Origin of the sequence: Arthrobacter sp. NPDC056691 (assembly GCF_042791415.1) — a bacterium.
In the GTDB taxonomy this organism is placed as follows: domain Bacteria; phylum Actinomycetota; class Actinomycetes; order Actinomycetales; family Micrococcaceae; genus Arthrobacter.
Window position 1 is genome coordinate 37,243 of record NZ_JBHTXX010000020.1, and the last position, 20,447, is coordinate 57,689.

General features: G+C 67.5%; 15 protein-coding genes. 9 read left to right on the plus strand and 6 right to left on the minus strand.

Annotated elements, in window-relative coordinates; genetic code table 11:
• Nucleotides 1-60: 60 nt before the first annotated feature.
• Both ACFRAU_RS15940 and ACFRAU_RS15945 read left to right on the plus strand, forming a co-directional pair.
• Nucleotides 61-585, plus strand: a complete 525-nt coding sequence (locus ACFRAU_RS15940; RefSeq protein ID WP_378000644.1) for a hypothetical protein — start codon at nucleotides 61-63, stop codon at nucleotides 583-585.
• Nucleotides 582-1,676, plus strand: a complete 1,095-nt coding sequence (locus ACFRAU_RS15945) for a polyprenyl synthetase family protein (protein WP_378000645.1) — start codon at nucleotides 582-584, stop codon at nucleotides 1,674-1,676. The genes ACFRAU_RS15940 and ACFRAU_RS15945 overlap by 4 nt, the downstream gene beginning before the upstream one ends.
• Nucleotides 1,677-1,760: 84 nt before the next feature.
• On the opposite strand, the gene ACFRAU_RS15950 is transcribed toward ACFRAU_RS15945, so the two are convergent.
• Nucleotides 1,761-2,114, minus strand: a complete 354-nt coding sequence (locus tag ACFRAU_RS15950; protein WP_236807971.1) for an Rv2175c family DNA-binding protein — start codon at nucleotides 2,112-2,114, stop codon at nucleotides 1,761-1,763.
• A gap of 250 nt (nucleotides 2,115-2,364) precedes the next feature.
• On the opposite strand from ACFRAU_RS15950, the gene ACFRAU_RS15955 reads away from it, so the two are divergent.
• A complete protein-coding gene (locus ACFRAU_RS15955) occupies nucleotides 2,365-3,684 on the plus strand; it encodes a LysM peptidoglycan-binding domain-containing protein (RefSeq protein ID WP_378000646.1) in 1,320 nt (439 codons plus the stop codon).
• Nucleotides 3,685-3,796: 112 nt separating this feature from the next.
• On the plus strand, nucleotides 3,797-6,058 hold the full coding sequence (locus ACFRAU_RS15960; protein ID WP_378000647.1) for a PASTA domain-containing protein: 2,262 nt from the start codon (nucleotides 3,797-3,799) through the stop codon (nucleotides 6,056-6,058).
• Nucleotides 6,059-6,141: 83 nt separating this feature from the next.
• Here ACFRAU_RS15960 and ACFRAU_RS15965 read toward each other — a convergent pair whose 3' ends face one another.
• On the minus strand, nucleotides 6,142-7,533 hold the full coding sequence (locus tag ACFRAU_RS15965) for a class II 3-deoxy-7-phosphoheptulonate synthase (RefSeq protein WP_378000648.1): 1,392 nt from the start codon (nucleotides 7,531-7,533) through the stop codon (nucleotides 6,142-6,144).
• Between the two features lie 92 nt (nucleotides 7,534-7,625).
• Nucleotides 7,626-8,351 (minus strand): lysophospholipid acyltransferase family protein, encoded by a 726-nt coding sequence (locus tag ACFRAU_RS15970; RefSeq protein WP_378000649.1) that lies wholly within the window; start codon nucleotides 8,349-8,351, stop codon nucleotides 7,626-7,628.
• 111 nt (nucleotides 8,352-8,462) lie between these two features.
• On the opposite strand from ACFRAU_RS15970, the gene ACFRAU_RS15975 reads away from it, so the two are divergent.
• The 3 genes from ACFRAU_RS15975 to ACFRAU_RS15985 are packed head-to-tail and all read left to right on the plus strand — an operon-like array spanning nucleotide 8,463 to nucleotide 10,781.
• Entirely contained in the window at nucleotides 8,463-9,251 is a 789-nt protein-coding gene (locus tag ACFRAU_RS15975) for an alpha/beta hydrolase (RefSeq protein WP_378000650.1), read from the plus strand.
• Nucleotides 9,248-10,060 carry an alpha/beta hydrolase gene (locus ACFRAU_RS15980; RefSeq protein WP_378000651.1) on the plus strand — a complete coding sequence of 271 codons (813 nt, stop codon included), beginning with the start codon at nucleotides 9,248-9,250 and terminating at the stop codon, nucleotides 10,058-10,060. Before ACFRAU_RS15975 ends, ACFRAU_RS15980 begins: the two co-directional genes overlap by 4 nt.
• A complete protein-coding gene (locus ACFRAU_RS15985) occupies nucleotides 10,053-10,781 on the plus strand; it encodes a hypothetical protein (protein WP_378000652.1) in 729 nt (242 codons plus the stop codon). Before ACFRAU_RS15980 ends, ACFRAU_RS15985 begins: the two co-directional genes overlap by 8 nt.
• 42 nt (nucleotides 10,782-10,823) lie before the next feature.
• Here ACFRAU_RS15985 and ACFRAU_RS15990 read toward each other — a convergent pair whose 3' ends face one another.
• The gene (locus ACFRAU_RS15990) at nucleotides 10,824-11,969 is read right to left on the minus strand and encodes an ROK family glucokinase (RefSeq protein ID WP_378000653.1); all 1,146 of its coding nucleotides are present in this window, start codon (nucleotides 11,967-11,969) and stop codon (nucleotides 10,824-10,826) included.
• A 194-nt stretch (nucleotides 11,970-12,163) separates the two neighbouring features.
• Here ACFRAU_RS15990 and ACFRAU_RS15995 point away from each other — a divergent pair, with 194 nt between their 5' ends.
• Complete coding sequence (locus tag ACFRAU_RS15995) at nucleotides 12,164-13,984, plus strand: AMP-dependent synthetase/ligase (RefSeq protein WP_378000654.1); 1,821 nt, start codon at nucleotides 12,164-12,166, stop codon at nucleotides 13,982-13,984.
• 99 nt (nucleotides 13,985-14,083) lie between these two features.
• Here ACFRAU_RS15995 and ACFRAU_RS16000 read toward each other — a convergent pair whose 3' ends face one another.
• Nucleotides 14,084-15,472: a hypothetical protein gene (locus tag ACFRAU_RS16000; protein WP_378000655.1), complete on the minus strand. Its 1,389-nt coding sequence runs from the start codon at nucleotides 15,470-15,472 to the stop codon at nucleotides 14,084-14,086.
• A gap of 194 nt (nucleotides 15,473-15,666) precedes the next feature.
• Nucleotides 15,667-19,062 carry a pyruvate carboxylase gene (locus tag ACFRAU_RS16005; protein WP_378000656.1) on the minus strand — a complete coding sequence of 1,132 codons (3,396 nt, stop codon included), beginning with the start codon at nucleotides 19,060-19,062 and terminating at the stop codon, nucleotides 15,667-15,669.
• Between the two features lie 390 nt (nucleotides 19,063-19,452).
• Between ACFRAU_RS16005 and ACFRAU_RS16010 the strand changes: the two genes are divergently transcribed.
• Nucleotides 19,453-20,274: a ParA family protein gene (locus ACFRAU_RS16010; RefSeq protein WP_377996109.1), complete on the plus strand. Its 822-nt coding sequence runs from the start codon at nucleotides 19,453-19,455 to the stop codon at nucleotides 20,272-20,274.
• Nucleotides 20,275-20,447 lie beyond the last annotated feature (173 nt).

Sequence of the window (20,447 nt, forward strand, 5' to 3'; positions counted from 1 at the left end):
AGGCTGAATCCGGCACCAACATCCAGGAGGACCGCACCTGTGAAGGTCATTGGAACGCTCATGCCTGCCCGCCTTGGGCTGCTCGCCGCTGGCGCGGCCATAGTGGCGGCGGCGTCAGCTTGCACGGCACAGGCACCCGGCTCCGCAGCGCCCGCAGCAACGGCACCCACCCCCTCGTCCGCAATGGCGACTGCCACGGCGTCCGCGGCCGCAACCGCCGGCCCGAGCGCAACGCCGGGCACGTCAGCCACCGTGGGAGCGCTCGTCGCCGGCTTCCCGTCAAAGCTTCTACCCGTGATGCCAGGGGCGAAAGTGGTGGCAAGCAGCTTCGACAAGTCAACATCCCCGGCCACCGCCGCCCTGGTGGGCTCGACCGCCGCCAAGCCGGCCGCCGTCGTCGCCTATTACACCAAGGCCCTGGAAGCACAGGGCTTCAAGGCCGTGCCCGGCAACACGGTGGGCAGTGTGGCGTCCAAGGACTTCGTGCGGGCGGGAAGCGAGACAGTCAACATCGCTGTCCCCGCAACCGGCGGAGTTTCCACCTTCACCATCGGCGCCAACGTGACGCCGGACTCCGTCAAGTGATGGTGGCCGAGCAGCTTCGCGTGGAGCAGGCGGACTTCGTGGCCGCCGTCGCGGGAAAGCTCACGGACTTTCTGACTACCCGGCAGTCGATCATGACGGCGATCTCGCCCGACATCGACCCCATCATGGGGTCCATCTCCAACCTGGTCACCGGCGGAAAGCGGCTGCGCGCCCTCATGTGCTACTGGGGATGGCGCGGAGCAGGTGGCCCGTCCTCGGCAGAGGACATCATCACAGCGGGCGCCGCGCTGGAGCTTTTCCAGGCCGCGGCCCTGATCCACGACGACATCATCGACCGGTCGGACACGCGCCGCGGCGGACCCAGCGTGCACCGCCGGTTCAGCCAGCTCCACGAGTCCCAGGGCTGGGCCCTCGACAGTGAACGCTTCGGGCACGCCGCAGCCATCCTGGCCGGCGATCTCTGCCTGTCCTTCAGCGAGGAAGCCTTCACCGACATCGGCGAAACGGCGGCCTCAGGAAGCCGGGCAAGGCTGATCTTCAACCTGATGCGATCGGAGGTCATGGCCGGCCAGTACCTGGACATCCTTGAAGAGGTGGCCGGTCCGGTCCGGGACCGCGCCGGCGCCGTCAGCCGGGCCCAGTCGATCATCCGCTTCAAGTCGGCCAAGTACTCGACGGAGCATCCGCTCGCCCTGGGCGGGGCGCTTGGCGGGGCATCGGACGAACTGCTCCGGGGCTACTCCGCCTTCGCGCTCCCCCTGGGCGAGGCCTTCCAGCTTCGCGACGACGTCCTGGGCGTCTTCGGCGACCCGGTCACAACCGGCAAGCCCGCAGGAGACGATCTTCGGGAAGGCAAGCGGACCGTCCTCGTGGCCTTCGCCCTGGATCTGGCCACCCCCGAGGAGTCCTCGTTCATCGACTCAAAGCTTGGCAGCCCCGAGCTGAGCGAGGAAGACGTGGCCGAAATCCGCCGGATCATCGCGGACTGCGGGGCGCTGCAGGCCACGGAAGTGCTGATCGAGGAATTCGGAGCGGCGGCCTACGCAGCCCTCGAGGTGCTGCCCCTGGACGACCTCCCCAAGACCGCGCTGCGGCGGTTGGCCGAGGCGACAGTGAGCCGGGCCGCCTAATAGGCGCGCCCGGCCCGTTTGTCAGGCTGGGTTCCCGTTACAGGCCTGGTCAGCTGCCAGGCCAGATTTTTCTTACCCGGGTAGCTACCAGGCCAGGGACTGGGCCCGACGGCGGATTTCGGTCTTGCGCCCCTCACGGAGGGCATCAATGGGCCGCCCGCGCAGTGACTCGTCAGGGGTAAAAAGCCAGCCGATGAGCTCCTCATCCGAGAAGCCTGCGTCTGCCAGCACCACAATCGTGCCCTTGAGACTGTCCACGACGTGGCCGTCCTGGAGGAAAGCCGCGGGTACCGACCGGATCCGGCGTTCGCCGATCCGCAGGGCCGCCAGCGCGCGCTCGTCAAGGAGCCCGTGGACTTTGGTAATGGACACATCCAGCAACTGGGCAACGTCGGGCAGTGGCAGCCAGTCGCCTACAAGGGTTTCTACAGTACTCACGGGTCAAGGTTGCCACGGCGGGCGCCCGCAAGCCTAGTCGGAACAGCGCGCGTCTGCGCCCGCGCCATTTTCGAGCGCGACACTCCCAGCCGGGCAGATTTTCCGGCTCAAATCCAATTCTTGTGCTAACCGGCAAATCGTGAGAGATTCACATAGATAACATTCGCAACACAATTAACTTTAGTAACATTGGTATCACGAGCAACTGGCCTGACCGACAGCATTCGCCGCTGAGAAGAGGATCTTTCCCATGACGACGACCCGCTCCACCAAGCAGTCACCCCGGCCGGGCCTGCCCCTGATCGCGGCCACGACGGCCACGCTCCCTGCCGTCATGCTTTCCTCCCTTGCGGTCGCCCAGCCCGCCGTGGCCGATACCCGGCCCAAAACCGTACCCGCGACACTCGCCGCCGCCATCGAGGCCCAGGCAGCAGCAGTCAAAGCAGGCATCATCCCTGCGGCATCGGTACCGGCCGCGATCCCGTCGGGCCTTCAGCCCACCCGCATCGCACCGACGGCCCACACTGTGGTCCGCGGGGACACGGTCAGCGGCATCGCCGGCCGGTACGGGCTGAGCACCTCTGCCGTGCTGAAGCTCAACCACCTGAAGTCGAACTCCGTGATCTACCCCGGGCAGCGGATCAAGCTGAAGGTGGCCGCGGCTCCGGCCGCCAGGACGGCTGCGGCGCCCGCCAGCAGCGCTGCGCGGACCTACACGGTCAAGTCCGGCGATACGCTGGGCGGCATCGCCGGGCGGCACGGCGTCAGGCTCTCCCAGGTGCTCAGCTGGAACGGGCTCAAGGTGACATCGATCATCTACCCGGGCCAGAAGATCCGGCTTGGTGCCGGCACGGCTGTTGCGGCCACGCCGGCCAAGGCTGCGGCACCGGCCGCCACCCGGTCAGCCTCCTACGTCATCAAGTCCGGAGACACGCTGTCCGGCATCGCAGCCAGGCACGGCGTCAAGCTCGCGGACATCCTGTCGGCGAACCGGCTGAAGGTCTCCAGCATCATCTACCCCGGCCAGAAGCTCGCCATCCCCGGGAAGGCCGGCTCCGTCCAGCCGGCATCCAGCGTCACGCCGCTCGTGCCCAGTTCCTTCCTCGGCTACACCTACCCGGCAGCCGTGGTGAGTTCGGCCAACAAGAACAAGGCCCTGCTCAACGCCTCGCCGGTTCCGTCGTTGGCCCAGATGCAGTCCATCGTGGCGGACACGGCACGGCGGATGGGCGTGGATCCGGCGCTGGCGCAGGCATTCGCGTACCAGGAATCCGGGTTCAACCAGCGTGCAGTGTCACCGGCCAACGCCATCGGCACCATGCAGGTCATCCCCTCCTCCGGCGAATGGGCATCGGACCTCGTGGGCCGGAAGCTGAACCTTCTTGACCCGTACGACAATGCGACCGCCGGCATCGCAATCATCCGCCAGCTGATCCGCACCAGCAAGAACCTGGACTACGCCATCGCCGGCTACTACCAGGGCCAGTACTCGGTCAACAAGCACGGCATGTACACGGACACCAAGCACTACGTCGCAGCCATCAAGGCACACCGCAAGACCTTCAGCTGAGGTCCTCAACTGGCGCCGGGGCCGGGCTGCCCGAGCCCCGGGAGGATAACGATACGGGTCCGGATCGCATGTTGATTCGGACCCGTTTCCGTGCAGCACTTAGTATCGAAGAGTGCAGGAAAACGCTTTAGGCAGTCTCGTCGGGTCACTGGTGGACAACCGATACCAGGTGAAGTCCAGGTTGGCGCGGGGCGGGATGTCCACCGTTTATGTGGCCACGGACCAGCGGCTGGACCGTGATGTTGCCCTGAAGGTCCTGCATCCCCACCTGGTCAACGACGGCAATTTCCTCGACCGCCTTGCCCGCGAAGCACGGGCAGCCGCGAAGCTTTCACACCCGCATGTGGTGGGCGTCCTCGACCAGGGACACGACGGAGACACCGCCTACCTCGTGATGGAGTACATCAAGGGGCACACCCTCCGCGACGTCATCAACAGCAAGGGTGCCCTGTCCCCCCGGCTGGCCTTGGCACTCATTGATCCGGTGGTGGAGGGCCTGGGGGCCGCCCATGCCGCCGGCCTGATCCACCGCGACGTCAAGCCGGAGAACGTCCTGATCGCCGACGATGGCAGGATCAAGATCGGCGACTTCGGCCTCGCGCGTGCCGTGACGACGTCAACCAGCACAGGTGCCCTGATCGGCACCGTCGCGTACCTCTCGCCCGAACTGGTCCTCGGCAAGCCGGCCGACGCACGAAGTGACATTTACTCCACTGGCATCATGCTGTTCGAGATGCTCACGGGACGCCAGCCCTTCGACGGCGAGGTCCCCATCCAGGTGGCCTACCAGCACGTGAATTCCGCCGTGGACGCCCCCTCCGCCCTGGCTCCAGGCCTCGCTGGGGAAGTGGACGAACTCGTGCAGTGGTGCACCGCCAGCGACCCTGAGCAACGGCCGGTGGACGGCAACGCCCTGCTGGCGGAACTCCGTCATATCCGGACCAACCTCACCGACTCCGAACTGGATCTGCAGCCCCCAGCAGCGGTTCAGGCGGCCGCGGCGGCAAGTGCGGCTCACGACGCCGGGCCGCGCGGCTTGGGTGCGCCCCCCGCACCCGCCCGGATGCCGTCCCGCGTGCCGCAAAGCCCGCCCACCCAGGGCGTCCAGGGAGGCCCGGGAACACAGGCTTCACGGGGTGATCAGGCAAACCACACCGAGTTGCTGGCGCCGATTCACGCAGATGATGGCTACCCGGCCCGCCCGACCGAGGTCATTTCACGCACCAGCAACCCGACCACCGTGCTGTCCGCACCTGTCTCTTCAACGCCCGGCTCTTCAACACCGGCCTCTTCAACACCCGGCTCTTCAACACCGGCCTCTTCAACGCGACGGCCGGTCCTGCCGCCGTACGGATTCGACGACGACGACAGGGAGGCGGCCCCGCTGCCCCTGAACAAGCGGGAGCAGCGGAAGCTGGACCGCCACGAACAAAAAGAGCGGTCGCGCGCCGCGGCCACTCCCGTCCGCACGCTCCGGGAGGGCAATTCCCGGCGCAGGGGCGCGCTCTGGATTGTGGTCCTGGTGATCCTGGCCCTTCTGGCCACGGGGGCGGGGTGGTTCTTCGGCATGGGACCGGGCTCCCCCGGCACCGTGCCGGCCGTGGCGAACAGGACCGTGGCTGAGGCGCAGCAACTGCTCCGGGACGCAGGTTTCCAGTCCAGCACCCAGGACGTGTTCGACGACGACGTCAGGGCCGGACTCGTGGTGGGTTCGGAACCGGACGCCGGCACGGAAATCCGCAAATTCCAGCAGGTTTCGCTGTTCGTGTCCAAGGGGCCGCAGCTGTTTCCGCTGCCCCAACTGGCCGGCAAGACGCTCGCGGCGTCCAAGGAAGCACTCAGCGGTGCCGAGATGGCGCTCGGCAAGATCACGGAAAAGTTCGACGAGGAGGTCCCTGCCGGCACGGTGCTGGGCCAGGCTCCGGCGCCGGGAACCGCCGTGCGGCACGGGACGCCGGTAAGCCTCACTGTCTCGAAGGGCCCGCAGCCCATACCGGTGCCGGACGTGCGCGGACAGGACCAGGACGCCGCCTTCCGTGCCATCGAGGCGGCCGGACTGAAAGCGGTCTTCGCCGACGAAACGGTACACGACAAGGCCGTTCCGAAGGGCGCAGTGGTCAGCCAGGACCCTGCTTCAGGGACCCTGACCAGAGGCCAAACGGTGACGCTGACGATTTCCGAGGGACCCAAGCTCGTGAAGGTGCCCAACTATATCGGCAAGCAGGTCCGGGTGGCCCGCGAAGCCCTGGAGAAGCGCGGGTTCGAAGTCCGCGTCAACGAAATCCTCGGCGGATTTTTCGGCACGGTGCGGGACCAGGATCCTGTGGACACCGAGGTGCCCGAAGGCTCTGTCATCACCCTCACCGTGGTGTAGCCGGGACGACGAACGAAAAGACCGGCACCGGGAATTCCCGGGGCCGGTCTTTCTTGGTGCAGTCAGGTGTGCCGCAGCGCCGCTTAGCGACGGGTCAGGGCGCCCGCCACAAGGAACGCCATCTCCAGCGACTGCATGTGGTTCAGCCTGGGGTCGCAGACCGACTCGTAGCGGTCGAGGAACGCTTCCTGGTCGACGGGGTCGGCTCCGCCGAGGCACTCGGCGACGTCATCCCCCGTCATCTCGACGTGCAGGCCGCCCGGAACCGTCCCCAGGGCATGGTGCACTTCGAAGAACCCGCGCACCTCGTCAATGACGTCGTCGAAATTCCTGGTCTTGTAGCCGTTGGGTGAGGTGACGGTGTTGCCGTGCATCGGGTCCGTAACCCACAGGACCTGGGCGCCGGAGGCGGTGACCTTCTCCACGAGCGCGGGGAGCTTTTCGCGGATGTTGCCGGCACCCATGCGGGTGATGAAGGTGAGCCTGCCGGGTTCGCGGTTGGGGTCCAGCTTGTCGATGAGGCGCAGCGCGTCGTCACCGGACGTGGACGGGCCCAGCTTGACGCCGATCGGGTTGCGGACCCGGGACAGGTAGTCCACGTGGGCGTGGTCCAGTTCGCGGGTACGCTCGCCGATCCACAGGAAGTGGCCGGAGGTGCCGTAGGGCAGGCCGGTACGGGAGTCGATGCGGGTCAGGGCACGTTCGTAGTCGAGCAGGAGTGCCTCATGGCTGGCAAAGAATTCAACCCGCTTGAGGGCTTCAAAGTCGGCGCCACAGGATGCCATGAACTTGATGGCACGGTCTATGTCGCGTGCGAGCGACTCGTAGCGCGCGTGGGCAGGGTTCTCGGTGAAGCCCTTGTTCCAGGTGTGGACCAGGCGGAGATCCGCAAAGCCGCCCTGGGTGAAGGCCCGGATGAGGTTCAGCGTGGAAGCGGAGGTGTGGTAGGCGCGCAGCATGCGGCTGGCGTCGTGGGCCCGCGACTCGGGGGTGAAGTCGTAGCCGTTCACGATGTCGCCGCGGTAGGCCGGCAGCGTCACGCCGTCGCGGGTCTCGTCGTTGGACGAACGCGGCTTGGCAAACTGGCCGGCCATGCGCCCCATCTTGATGACGGGCATCGCCGCACCGTAAGTGAGGACCACCGCCATCTGCAGGATCGTTTTCACGCGGGCGCTGATCTTGTCCGCCGTGGCACCCTCAAAGGTCTCCGCGCAGTCACCGCCCTGGAGCAGGAAGGCCCTGCCCTGGGCTGCGGCGGCAAGACGCTCGCGCAGGATGTCCACCTCACCGGCGAAAACGAGCGGCGGGAGCGCCGACAGTTCCTTGACGGATGCGTTGAAGACCTCGGAGTCCTGCCAGCTCGGCTGCTGCGAGATGGGAAGGTCCCGCCAGTTGTCGAGTCCCGGATAGTTGGCAGCACCGCTCTGTGAAGTGCTGGTCAGGGAAGAGGCAGGTTTTGCAGATAGCTCAGTCACATTACTAAGAGTAGATGGCCGGACGGGCTTCGGGACACCCGGACTGTCATGCGCCCGGCCGCGCCGTCACAGATGCGGTCCGGCACCGCCACCTAGGCGGACCGGGACGAACCGGCGTCCCCCGGCTCTTCGCCTGGCTTCCCCGCCAGCCTGAGCTTGACCACCGAGGCGTACTCGTCCACGTATTCCTGTCCGGAGAGCCGCATGAGTTCGTACATGATCTCGTCCGTGACGGACCGCTGGATCAGCCGGTCCTCCGCCAGGGCTTCATACCTGCTGAAGTCCAGCGGCTTCCCGAAGATCATGCCGATCCGGCGGATGTTCGGCAGGCGTTTGCCGATGGGCTGGACCTTTTCCGTGCCGATCATCGCCACCGGGATGACGGGGACGCCGGCCTTGAGGGCCAGCCGCGCCACCCCCACCTTCCCGCGGTACAGCCGTGAGTCGGGGCTGCGTGTGCCCTCGGGGTAGATGCCCAGCAGCCCCCCGTGCGTCAGTACGTCCATGCCCGCCTCGAGTGAGGCCGCCGAGGCCGCCCCGCCGGAACGGTCCATGGGGAGCTGGTTGGTCAGCCGGAAGAACATGGCGGTCAGCCGGCCTTTGAGCCCGGTGCCCGTGAAGTACTCGGATTTGGCCAGGAAAATGACGGGCCGCGGCACCATCAGCGGCATGAAGATCGAGTCCGAAAATGAGAGGTGGTTGGAGGCAATAATGGCCGCACCCTCGGACGGGATGTTGTCCAGCCCCTTGACCCACGGCCGGAAAAGAGTGCGGACCACCGGCCCCAGGAAGATCCGCTTCATGACCCAATAGAACACGTGTCGTACCTCTCCGGAAGGCTACCGCCGGGGCGTTCAGAGGGCCCGGCGGCACTGCAATGCAACCCTAACTCTAGTGAGAATTGTCCGGAACAGTGACACGATGGTTCCATGACAGAAAGCAGCGACCGTACAAGGCCCGCGGCTTTCAGCTACGCGGGACACGGACCCAATGCGCGGATCGGAATCGCGATTTCCCACGGCTTCACCGGTAGCCCCCTCAGCATCCTGCCGTGGGCCGAACACTTGGCCGCGCGCGGCTTCGCCGTCACTGTTCCACTCCTCCCCGGGCACGGGACCAGCTGGCAGGATCTTGCCAGGACAGGATGGCGCGAGTGGCACGGCGCGTTCGAATCGGCATATCTGGACCTGGCCGCCAGGACAGACGAATGCTATGTGGCCGGCCTCTCGATGGGCGGTGCGATCGCCCTGCTCACCGCGTCCCGCCACAGCGTAGCGGGCGTCGCCGTCGTCAATCCCGGCCTGAGCTTCTACGACCGGCGGGTCCGGATCATCGGCCTGCTGAAGTACATTCAAAGGACCACGGTGCCCATACCGGAGGAAAATCCGACGGCGCCCCACACCGACGACGGCGACTACTCAGTGACGCCGCTGGCGGCGGTTCACCAGTTGAAGCGGCTGTTCGCTGCCGCCATCCGTGGTCTGCCTCGGATCACGGCCCCGGTGCTGGTCTTCAAGTCGGTCAATGACGCGGTAGTACCCCCGAGCTCGCTCAGCCTGATCCGGAAACGCCTCACCTCGGCGGCCCTCGACGTGGTGCCGCTTCGGAACAGCGGCCACGTGGCTACGCTGGACACGGACGCCCAGGAAATCTTCGAGTCCTCGGCCCGGTTTTTCCAGCTGCATTCCCGAAGCCACATACCGTCGGAGAAGTCATGACCACAGTTCCCGATCACAGCCCGTTCAGCAGCGCCTTTTCCGGCGAGGGGCCGTCCATCGGCATCGCCCTGTCCCACGGGTTCACCGGCAGTCCGCACAGCCTGCGTTCGTGGGCCCAGTCCTTTGCCGATGCCGGCTTAGCCGTCAGGATGCCGCTGCTGCCGGGCCACGGCACCACCTGGCAGGAGCTTTCCCGCAGCCGCTGGCAGCAGTGGCATGGGGCGATGGACGCCGCCTACCTGGAGCTCGCGTCCGAGTGCGACCTCGTCTTCGCCGCCGGCCTGTCCATGGGCGGAGCCCTGGCGTTGCGCCTCGCCGCCACCAGGCCTGTGGCCGGAGCCATCGTGGTCAACCCCGGGCTGGTCATCGATGACCGCCGCGCGCCGCTGGCCGGCATCCTCAAGCTGGTCCTCAAGAGCACGCCGGCCATTGCAAACGACATCCGGAAACAGGGCGTCGACGAGGGCGCATATTCGCGTACCCCCGTGGCAGCGGCCCACGAACTGAATAAGATGTTCAAGGACACGGTCCGGCTGCTGCCCCGCATCACAGCGCCGGTGCGCGTGTTCCGCTCCACCGTGGACCACGTTGTTTCCGATTCCAGCATCACGGCCCTGCGGCGCGGGCTCACCCACGCACCGCTGCAGCTCACCCGGCTCGACAACAGTTATCACGTGGCCACGCTGGACCACGATGCCGACCAGATCTTCAGCGGCTCAGTGGACTTTATCCGCTCCGTAGTGGCGGACATCCGCCAGGGATCCGCCGACTCCGCGACAGCCAGCAAGAAGGGCGCCACCGATGAATAGGCCCGATTCGAATTCATCCGATCCTAGTGCCAACCAGGACGACGCCGTCTGGCTCGACCTGGTGGCCAGGCTCACGGACGATACCCCCGCTCCGGATGCCGCCGGATTCCCCGGCGCCGCGGAATCCACCGCCCCGGGACCCCCGCACCATCACGGCGGTCCCCGGCACAGCACGGCTGCCAGCGGAGACGCAGCCGACGGTGCCGGCCCTGCACCGGCAGCAGGCCCTGCGCCCGCAGAAGGCTCTGCACCGGCAGAACAGGCGGACGCCGGTTCCGGCGCGGAAAGTGCGGCGAAACGCTTCACCGACTTCGACCCGTTGGGCCTGGCGCCGCGGGCGCCCCGCGAACTGTCAGCCGCCGAGCGGCAGCGGGCTGCCGAGCAGGCCAAGGCCGCCGAACGTGGGAAGACCGCCCGGTCCGGGCAGGCTGACGTTCCGGCCGGCGCCGGGGATCCGCGCGACTACAGCGTGGAGGAGGACGACGGCGAGTTCGTCCCGGAGGAGCCCCCCAAGCTCTCGGCGACTGACCCGCTGACGATGCTCGCCTGGCTGGGTGCCGTGGGCGCCCCGGTGGCGCTGGTCCTGTCGTCCATGTTCTGGCGCTCCGCGCCGCTGCTGGCAATCCTCGGCATGGTGGCCGTCTTCATCGGTGCTGTGGTGTATCTGATCATGAGGCTGCCGCAGGAGAAAGACGAGAACGACGACGGCGCCCGGGTCTGATGCCGCGGTCAGCGGTGCGTGCGGGTCAGCGGTGCGTGCGGGTCAGCGGTGCGTGCGGCTGCTTGCCCGGGACAGGTCGGCAGCGCCGATCAGGCCGGCGTTGGGCCCCAGGGCGGCCAGGTCGATTTCTGCGGCCGGACGGAATCCCCGGCCGGTGAGGTTGCGGGCGAAGGCCTTGCGCGCGGGGGCCACCAGCAGTTCGCCGGCGGCGCACAGACCGCCGCCGATCACGAACTTCCCGGGATCGAGGGCGGCGGCAAGGTTGGCCAGCCCCAGCCCGAGCCAGTTCCCAACATCCTCGAGGAGTTCACGGGAGGCGGCGTCGCCGGCGATGGCCAGTTCGGTTACCGTCGCTCCGGTGATGCGCTCTGGGCTACCGTCGACGGCCTTGAGCAGTTCCTGGGCCACCGGCGAGTTCGCCAGGGCGAGTTCCCGGGCCTCCCGGCCAAGGGCGTTGCCCGAGGCGTACTGTTCCCAGCAGCCGCGGTTGCCGCATTCGCACCGGTGTCCGCCCGGCATGATGATCTGGTGGCCGAACTCCCCCGCCACACCGAACCTGCCCCGCTCAACGTGCCCGTCCATCACCATGGCTCCGCCGATGCCGGTGCCGAGGGTGATGCAGACCAGCCGGTCCTGTCCCTGTCCGGCACCAAAGCGCCACTCGGCCCAGGCCGCGGCGTCGGCGTCGTTGACCAGCATGACGGGGCGGCGGAGCAGGTGCTGCAGGTTTTCGCGGAGCGGTTCGTTCCGCCAGGCGAGGTGCGGGCTGAACAGCACCGTACCGCCGTCGAGATCCATCCAGCCGGCGGCGCCGATGCCCACCGATCTGATCCGGGCACCGGCGCTCAGTTCCTCAACCAGTTCCACGATGACGCGCTCCACGGCACGCGGATCGCTTCCCGGCGTGGAGCGCCGGGCCTCGCGCAGGATATGGCCCTCGGCGTCCACCACGCCGGCGGCAACCTTGGTGCCGCCAATGTCGATGCCGATGGCAAGTCCCCGGCGGCCCAGCCGCAGCTGCTGCCGCAACAGGCGGCGGCCCGCCAGCTGTCCGCCGTACCCCGGCACAGGGCGCCGCGACCTTGAGCGCCCCGACGCCGCGCCCCGGGACGCCCATCCCTCCGCCAGGCCGCTCAGGCCGGAATCGAGGGGCGGGGCTGGCTGCTCGTTGGGCGGGGAGGGCTGCATAGTCCCTCATTCTAGGTGTCGCCACAGGGCGTCTTCGCAGGTGCGACACACCAGCGACACGTGCGGCACACTGGCGGCCTGCAGCCCGCCCCCGTAAAGTTACTGACGGGTAACCTGGATCTGCCGGCCCTCGTCCGGTGACGTACTAAGGTTAGGACTACCCGCTGCGGCCAACGGATATCAAAGGAGCTAACGTGCGCGAATTCAGCGTTCCGCCCTTGGCGAACGTACCTCTGGACAGCAACATCACGGACCTTGTACTGCGTCAGGCGGCAAAGTCGTCCAACCCTGCCCTGTTCTCGCGCCTCGATTCCGCCGGCCAATGGCAGGACATCCGGGCCAGGGAGTTTCTGGCCGACGTGTCCGCCCTCGCCAAGGGGCTCATCGCCAGCGGCATCGGTGCGGGCGACCGGGTGGGCATCATGTCCCGGACCCGCTACGAGTGGGCACTCATCGACTTCGCCATCTGGTTCGCAGGTGGCGTTTCCGTTCCCATCTACGAAACGTCCTCACCCTCCCAGGTTGCCTGGAACCTGGGCGACTCCGGTGCCGTCGCCGCATTTGGCGAATCGGACCATCATGAAAACATCATCCGGCAGGCAGCCGCCACAGAAGGCCTCGCGGCGCTGGCCCACGTGTGGCAACTGGAGGGGGACGGGCTCGACACCGTGCGTGCGGCCGGCGCCGCCGTCAGCGATGAGGAGCTCGACGCCCGCCGCCGCTCGGCCGGACTCCGCGACCTCGCCACCATCATCTACACCTCGGGCACCACCGGCCGGCCCAAGGGCTGCGAACTCACCCATGGAAACTTCGTGGAGCTGTCCGAGAACGCCCTCGCCACCTCGCTGAGCGGTGTTGTCAACGAGCAGTCCCGGACCATCATGTTCCTGCCGCTGGCGCACGTCTTCGCGCGCTTCATCTCGGTCCTGGCCGTGGCCGCCGGCGTCACCGTGGCACACACCCCTGACATCAAGAACCTGCTGCCTGACCTGCAGAGCTACAAGCCGACGTTCATCCTTGCCGTTCCGCGCGTGTTCGAAAAGGTATACAACTCGGCCCTCACCAAGGCCGAGGACGGCGGCAAGGGCGCCATTTTCCACAAGGCCGCCGAGACCGCGATCGCGTACTCGCGGGCACGGCAGGCCGGCGGCGCCGGCCTGGGCCTGAAGCTCCGGCACGCTATCTTCGACAGGCTCGTCTACGGCAAGCTCCGCGCCGCGATGGGCGGCGAGGTGGCCCATGCGGTGTCCGGCGGAGGCCCGCTGGGCGAGCGTCTGGGCCACTTCTTCCAGGGCATCGGCCTGCAGATCCTGGAGGGCTACGGCCTCACCGAAACCACCGCACCCGTCAGTGTCAACACGCCGGAGCGGATCAAGATCGGCACGGTCGGTGCCCCGATTCCCGGCAACAGCGTCCGGATTGCAGACGACGGCGAGATCCTCGTCAAGGGAGCCTGCGTCATGCGCGGGTACTACCAGCGCCCGGACCTGACCGAGGAGTCGTTCGCTGATGGCTGGTTCCGCACCGGCGACATCGGCCAGCTCGACGAGGACGGTTACCTGCTGATTACCGGCCGGAAGAAGGAAATCATCGTCACCGCCGGCGGCAAGAACGTGGTTCCCGCACTGCTCGAAGACCAGATCCGGGCTGATGCGCTCGTGTCGCAGGTACTGGTCGTGGGCGACAACCGCCCGTTCATCGGCGCCCTCGTGACTCTTGATGAGGAAGCCCTCCCGGGCTGGCTGCAGCGCCACGGACTGCCGGCGGAAACATCCCTGGCCGACGCCGCCGGGCACGCCGAGGTTAAGGCCGCCGTGCAGGAGCTCATCAACCAGGCCAACCAGTCGGTCTCACAGGCGGAGGCCATCAAGTCCTTCCGGATCGTGCCGAGCGACTTCACCGAAGCCTCCGGCCACCTGACCCCGTCCATGAAGGTCAAGCGCGCCCAGGTCATGAAGGACTTCGAAGGCGTCATCGACGACATGTACAAGTCGCCGAAGCCCACCCGCGCCTAGCCGGGACTCGATCCCCACCCGAGTTTTTGTCCACCTGTCGCGACTTCCGGGGCCTCCGGAGGCCGATAAGTGGACAAAAACTCCCCCGACGGCGGGGGCTTAGGCCTGCTGCAGCTCGTCCACCACCAGCGCGGCCAACTCCACGGCTGCGGCGCGGGTTGCCGGCTTCAGCTGGCCGAGGCGGATCCGCGAGCCTTCCGCCAGGTGCCGGTCATGCGGAATCCGCACCACATTCTGGACCCTGGACAGGAAGTGCTGCTCGATTTCGTCAATGTTGACCAGGGTGCGGTCGCCGGCGGCCATGTTGATGACCACTGTTGCTTTGGCGACGAGATCCTGGCGGCCGTGGGCTTCAAGCCAGGACAGCGTCTCGGACGCGAGCCGCGCCTCATCGACGCTGCCGCCCGAGACGAGCACCACGGCGTCGGCCTTTTCCAGCGTGCCCTTCATGACCGAATGCACCATGCCGGTGCCTGAGTCGGTCAGCACGATCGAGTAGTAGCGGCCCAGGATGTCGGTGACGGCGCGGTAATCGGCGTCGTCGAAGGCGTGCGCCACCATGGGATCCGTGTCAGAGGCGAGCACATCGAGGCGTGAACCGTCCCGCGCCGTGTAGTTGGACAACTGTGCGAACGAGTTGACCGTGAACCTGTCCTTCACCAGCTGGCGGGCCGTGAAATCGGCCCTGCCCGGCGAACGGTCCGAGAGGGTGCCGCGGTCCGGATTCGCATCCATCGCGATGACCCGGTCCTCACGCAGCTCCGCCAGCACCATACCGAGCAGCGTGGTGACGGTGGTCTTGCCTACTCCGCCCTTGCGCGAGAGCACCGGCACGTACCGGGTCCGCTCCCCCAGCCGCATGGCGATGCGGTGCTCCATGGCCCGCTGGATGCGGACCCGGTCCGAGTCGCCGAGGTTCACGTAGCCCAGGGTTGCCTGGTAGAGCCACCGGCGCCAGCCCGAAACCGGTGCGGCCGCGGACCTCGTGAGGAGACGGTCGGCGGTCAGGGCGGCAGCGGGCTCGGGTCCCTCGGGACGTTCACGGCGCCCGGGGAGCTCCTTGGCTTCGTCAGCCGGCGCCGGTACAGCGGCGGCAGCTGAGTCGGCGGCAGCCGGGTCGGCTACGCCTGCCGACCCGGTGCCGGCTGCCTCGGTATCCGCGGCGGCTGCGCCTGCTTCGTGATTATCGCCTGCACTGACCTCGCCTGTGTTGACGCCGCCCGCGCTGAAGCCGCCGGGTCCCGCCGTCACGACGGGCATGGCCGATGACGCCGTTCCCTGCTGCACCACGCCAGTCACTGCCGAGAGCGAACCGGCGGAAGAGCGGTCCTGGGCGTCGGAAACAGTCACCACACTGATGTCCCCCGTCGGCGCCACGCCGGCGGGACTGGTCCCTGCCTCGCCCGCAACCTCGGCGGCGCTGTCTTTGGCGATAGAGGGGTTCCGGTCGGGGCGCGGGCCGGGTTTGGGCGTATTGGTCTGCGTCATGGCTTCCGCTCTGTTTTCTACTGGCTTCCGGTCGGGTTCCGGCTGCCCGTGGGGTTCGGAAATGGCTGTGGGGGCGGCTTGGCGCCGTCCCCACAACCTTTTTCTGTTTTCCACCCTACCTGCAGGGCGGCCGCTGGCCACCCTGCAGGCTATCCAGCGGTCATCCAGTCGCCGGCCAGCTGGTCACCAGTCGCCTATTCGACGACGATCAGCAGGTCACCGCCCTGGACCTGTTCCACAGCGGAAATGGCCAGCCGGGTCACCTTGCCGCCCACCGGCGTCGTAATGGATGCTTCCATCTTCATCGCCTCGATGGTGGCAACGGTGTCGCCGGCGTTGACGGCGTCGCCCGCCTTGACGGTGACCGTCACGGCTCCTGCGAAGGGAGCTGCGACGTGCCCCGGGACGGACGCGTCCGCTTTCTCGGCCGTCTTCACGTTGCTGACCACGGACTTGTCGCGCACCGAGACGGGGCGGGACTGGCCGTTCAGCGTGCACATGACCGTGCGCATGCCCTTCTCGTCCGGCTCGGACACAGCTTCCAGGGACGCGATGAGGCGGACACCCTTTTCGAGCTGGATCACGTGCTCCTCGCCGCGCTGCAGGCCGTAGAGGTAGTCACGGGTGTCCAGGACCGACACGTTGCCGTACGTCTCCCTGCTCTTGAGGTAGTCCTTGGTCGGACCGGCGAAGAGCAGCCGGTTCAGCGTCTGCTGGCGGGTCTTCGAGTCACCGCGGAGAGCCTCGCTGTCCTCGGCGCTCAGTTCGGCGTCGCGCACCTTGATGCTGCGGCCCTGGAGGGCCTTGGTGCGGAACGGTTCCGGCCAGCCTCCGGGAGGATCGCCCAGCTCGCCGGACAGGAACCCGATGACGGAGTCCGGGATGTCGTAGTTCTGCGGGTTCTCGTTGAAGTCGGCCGGGTCCGCGTTGAGGCCCACGAGGTGCAGGGCAAGGTCGCCCACTACCTTCGACGACGGGGTCACCTTGACCAGGTGGCCCAGGATCCGGTCGGCAGCCGTGTACATGTCCTCGATCGCTTCGAAGCGCTCGCCCAGGCCAAGCGCGATGGCCTGCTGGCGGAGGTTGGAGAGCTGCCCGCCCGGGATTTCGTGCTGGTACACGCGGCCGGTCGGGCCCGGCAGGCCCGACTCGAACGGAGCGTAGACCCTGCGCACGGCCTCCCAGTACGGCTCGAGGGAGCTGACGGCGGCCAGGCTGAGCCCGGTGTCGCGTTCCGTATGGGCCAGGGCGGCAACCAGGGCCGACGCCGACGGCTGGCTCGTGGTGCCGGCCAGGGACGCCGAGGCGACGTCGACGGCATCCACGCCTGCATCGACTGCCGCGAGCAGCGTGGCGAGCTGGCCGCCTGCGGTGTCGTGGGTGTGCAGGTGCACCGGCAGGTCAAAGCGTTCCCGCAATGCCGAGACGAGCTTCGCGGCGGCCGCCGGACGCAGCAGGCCAGCCATGTCCTTGATGGCAAGGATGTGGGCGCCCGCTTCGACGATCTTGTCCGCCAGGCCCAGGTAGTAGTCCAGCGTGTAGAGCGTCTCGTTCGGGTCCAGCATGTCGCCCGTGTAGCACAGTGCCACTTCGGCGACGGCGGTGCCCGTGGCCCGGACGGCGCGGATGGCGGGCGCCATCTGGCTAACGTCGTTCAGGGCGTCAAAGATGCGGAAGATGTCGATGCCGGTGGCCGCTGCCTCGTTGACGAAGGCCTCGGTCACTTCCTCGGGGTACGGGGTGTAGCCCACCGTGTTCCGGCCGCGGAGCAGCATCTGCAGGCAGACGTTCGGCAGGGCCTTGCGCAGCGCGGCGAGCCGGTCCCAGGGATCCTCGCCGAGGAACCGCAGGGCGACGTCGTAGGTGGCGCCGCCCCAGGCCTCAACGGACAGCAGTTCCGGCAAAAGGGTGGAGACGGCGGGTGCCGCAGCCAGCAGGTCCCTGGTGCGGACGCGGGTGGCCAGCAGGGACTGGTGGGCATCGCGGAACGTGGTGTCGGTGACGGCCACGGCCGTCTGCCCGCGCAGCGACTGGGCGAAGCCTTCCGGTCCGAGTTCCTGCAGCCGCTGGCGGGAGCCGGGGCGCGCCTCGACGCCGGCGACGGCCGGGAGCTTGTCCGCGGGATCGGTGCGGACCGGAAGTTCACCGTTGGGCTTGTTCACGGTGACCTCGGCCAGCCACGTCAGCAGCTTGGTGCCGCGGTCGGCCGAGACGCGTGCCTTCAGCAGTTCGGGCCGTTCGTCGATGAAGGATGTGGCCACGTTGCCGGCGACGAAGTCGGCGTCGTCAAGGACGGCCTGCAGGAAGGAGATGTTGGTGGAGACACCGCGGATACGGAACTCCGCCAGCGCCCGGCGCGCCCTGGCAACTGCGGCGGGGTAGTCCCGGCCACGGCAGGTGAGCTTTACCAGCATGGAATCGAAGTGCGGGCTGATCTCGGCACCCGAGTAAACGGTGCCGCCGTCGAGCCTTACACCGGCACCGCCGGCTGAGCGGTAGCCGGTGATCTTTCCGACGTCGGGCCGGAAGCCGTTGGCCGGGTCCTCGGTGGTGATGCGGCTCTGCAGCGCGGCACCCTTGAGGAAAACGGTCTCCTGGGACAGGCCCAGGTCGGCGAGGGTCTCGCCGGCGGCGATGCGCATCTGCGCCTGGACGAGGTCGACGTCGGTGACCTCTTCCGTGACGGTGTGCTCCACCTGGATGCGGGGGTTCATTTCGATGAAGACGTGCTGGCCCGCGCGTTCGCCCACGGTGTCCACGAGGAACTCAACCGTTCCTGCGTTGACGTAGTTCAGGGCCTTGGCGAACTTCACGGCGTCCCGGTACAGGGCCTGGCGGATTCCTTCGTCCAGGTTGGGGGCCGGCGCGATCTCGATGACCTTCTGGTGGCGGCGCTGGATGGAACAGTCACGCTCGAAGAGGTGCATGACGTTGCCCTCGGCGTCGGCCAGGATCTGGACCTCGATGTGGCGCGGGCGGAGCACGGCCTGCTCGAGGAACATGGTGGGGTCACCAAAGGCCGCGTCGGCTTCGCGCATGGCGGACTGCAGTGCCTCCGGCAGGGCCTCGCGGGTGTCGACGCGGCGCATGCCGCGCCCGCCACCGCCCGCCACGGCCTTGGCGAAAATGGGGAAACCGATCTCATCCGCAGCAGCAATAAGCTCGTCAAGGTCCTTCGACGGCGCGCTGGACTTCAGCACGGGGACGCCGGCCTTGCGGGCGGCCTCCAGTGCGGCCACCTTATTGCCGGCGAGTTCCAGGACCTCCGCGGGCGGACCCACGAAGGTGATGCCTGCAGCCTTGGCGGCACGCGCCAGGTCGGGGTTCTCGGAGAGGAAGCCGTAACCGGGGTAGATGGCGTCCGCACCGGACTCCTTGGCAACCCGCACCACCTCGTCGACGTCCAGGTAGGCGCGCACGGGGTGTCCCTCTTCGCCAATCAGATACGCCTCGTCGGCCTTCTGGCGGTGGATCGAGTTACGGTCCTCATTGGGGAACACGGCGACCGTTTTGGCGCCCAGTTCGTAGCCAGCGCGGAAAGCACGGATTGCGATTTCTCCGCGGTTGGCCACCAGAATCTTGGAAAACATACTTCTCCTGCATCATTGCGGGTGGATCGGTGAGTGGTCACAGTGTGTAAGACGGGCCGGACGAAACACAAATCATTGTGTCTACCATCACAGAATTATCCGTCATGTCCGGGCCATATTCACGGCCGGGCCCGTATTTAACTCCTTAACGCCGCCCTACCCCACCGTTTGCTTCCGCTGCACTGCCGCTATTGCCGGCGGTGAACAACGACGCCGGACCAACCGGCCGGGAAGGCATGCCCGGATCCCGATAAGAAGGGATTCCGGCCGAGGTCAACATATGATGAATGGGGCGGCGGAAGCCTGCCCCTGTTCCTGGAGCACCTTCCGGCAGCACCGGAACGGAACGTACCCCAACACGGCAACCGGCGTTAGGTATTGGTTTATCAAGTGCAAGTAGTCAGCATCAGCAGCCTCAAGGGCGGTGTCGGCAAGACATCCGTTACAACCGGACTGGCGTCTGCGGCACTGGCCGCGGGCATCCCAACCCTCGTAGTTGACCTCGATCCCCATGCCGACGCCAGCACAGCCCTCGGGGTGCAGCCCAGCGACAAGCTTGACATCGGCAGGATGCTGAAGAATCCGCGCAAGGCCAGGATCGCCGAGAACGTCGTGCCCAGCGGCTGGATCAGCCGGGTAGCCGTCAACGGCTCCGGTCCAGCAGTGCTCGATGTCGCCGTCGGGTCCGCGTACACCGGCATCTACGACCGGCCCGACCTTGGCAAGCGCGATTTGCGCAGGCTCGCCGCGGTGCTCGCCGGCGCGAATACTTACGAACTCATCCTGGTGGACTGCCCGCCGTCCCTGAACGGCCTCACCCGCATGGCCTGGTCCGCCAGCAACAAGGTGGCGCTGGTGGCCGAGCCCGGGCTCTTCTCCGTTGCCGGCACCGAACGCACCATGCGGGCCATCCAGCTGTTCCGGCAGGAGTTCGCGCCGAACCTGTCCCCCGCCGGCATCGTGGCCAACCGCGTGCGCTCCGGGTCCTCCGAGCACGCGTTCCGGCTCGCCGAGATGCAGTCCATGTTCGGCGACCTCCTGCTGTCTCCGCACATCCCGGAGCAGGCCAACTGGCAGCAGATCCAGGGCGCTGCGCATTCCGTACACCACTGGCCCGGCGACTCCGCCAAGGCCGCGGCCGGGCTCTACGACACGCTGCTGGGAAATCTCATGGCAACCAGCAAGACCAGCCGCAGCCGGAGCGCCCGCTAACAGCGCCCGGCTGGGCCACACTCCGGATCGCACCGAAGCGTACTGAGACAGCGAAGGGGGCCGCCCCCGAGGGGGGGGGGGGGGGTGGGTCCACACGGGGGGGGGGGGGGTGTGCGCGGGTTTGGGGGGCGCCGCGCGGGGGGGGTTGGGGGGGCGGGGGCGGCGGGTGGCCC

Coding starts and splice junctions, on each gene's coding strand:
- ACFRAU_RS15990 (WP_378000653.1), bottom strand. CDS start 11,969: ATGCAGCCCTCCCCGCCCAACGAGCAGCCAGCCCCGCCCCTCGATTCC.
- ACFRAU_RS15985 (WP_378000652.1), top strand. CDS start 10,053: ATGAATAGGCCCGATTCGAATTCATCCGATCCTAGTGCCAACCAGGAC.
- ACFRAU_RS15940 (WP_378000644.1), top strand. CDS start 61: ATGCCTGCCCGCCTTGGGCTGCTCGCCGCTGGCGCGGCCATAGTGGCG.
- ACFRAU_RS16005 (WP_378000656.1), bottom strand. CDS start 19,062: ATGTTTTCCAAGATTCTGGTGGCCAACCGCGGAGAAATCGCAATCCGT.
- ACFRAU_RS15975 (WP_378000650.1), top strand. CDS start 8,463: ATGACAGAAAGCAGCGACCGTACAAGGCCCGCGGCTTTCAGCTACGCG.
- ACFRAU_RS15955 (WP_378000646.1), top strand. CDS start 2,365: ATGACGACGACCCGCTCCACCAAGCAGTCACCCCGGCCGGGCCTGCCC.
- ACFRAU_RS15980 (WP_378000651.1), top strand. CDS start 9,248: ATGACCACAGTTCCCGATCACAGCCCGTTCAGCAGCGCCTTTTCCGGC.
- ACFRAU_RS16000 (WP_378000655.1), bottom strand. CDS start 15,472: ATGACGCAGACCAATACGCCCAAACCCGGCCCGCGCCCCGACCGGAAC.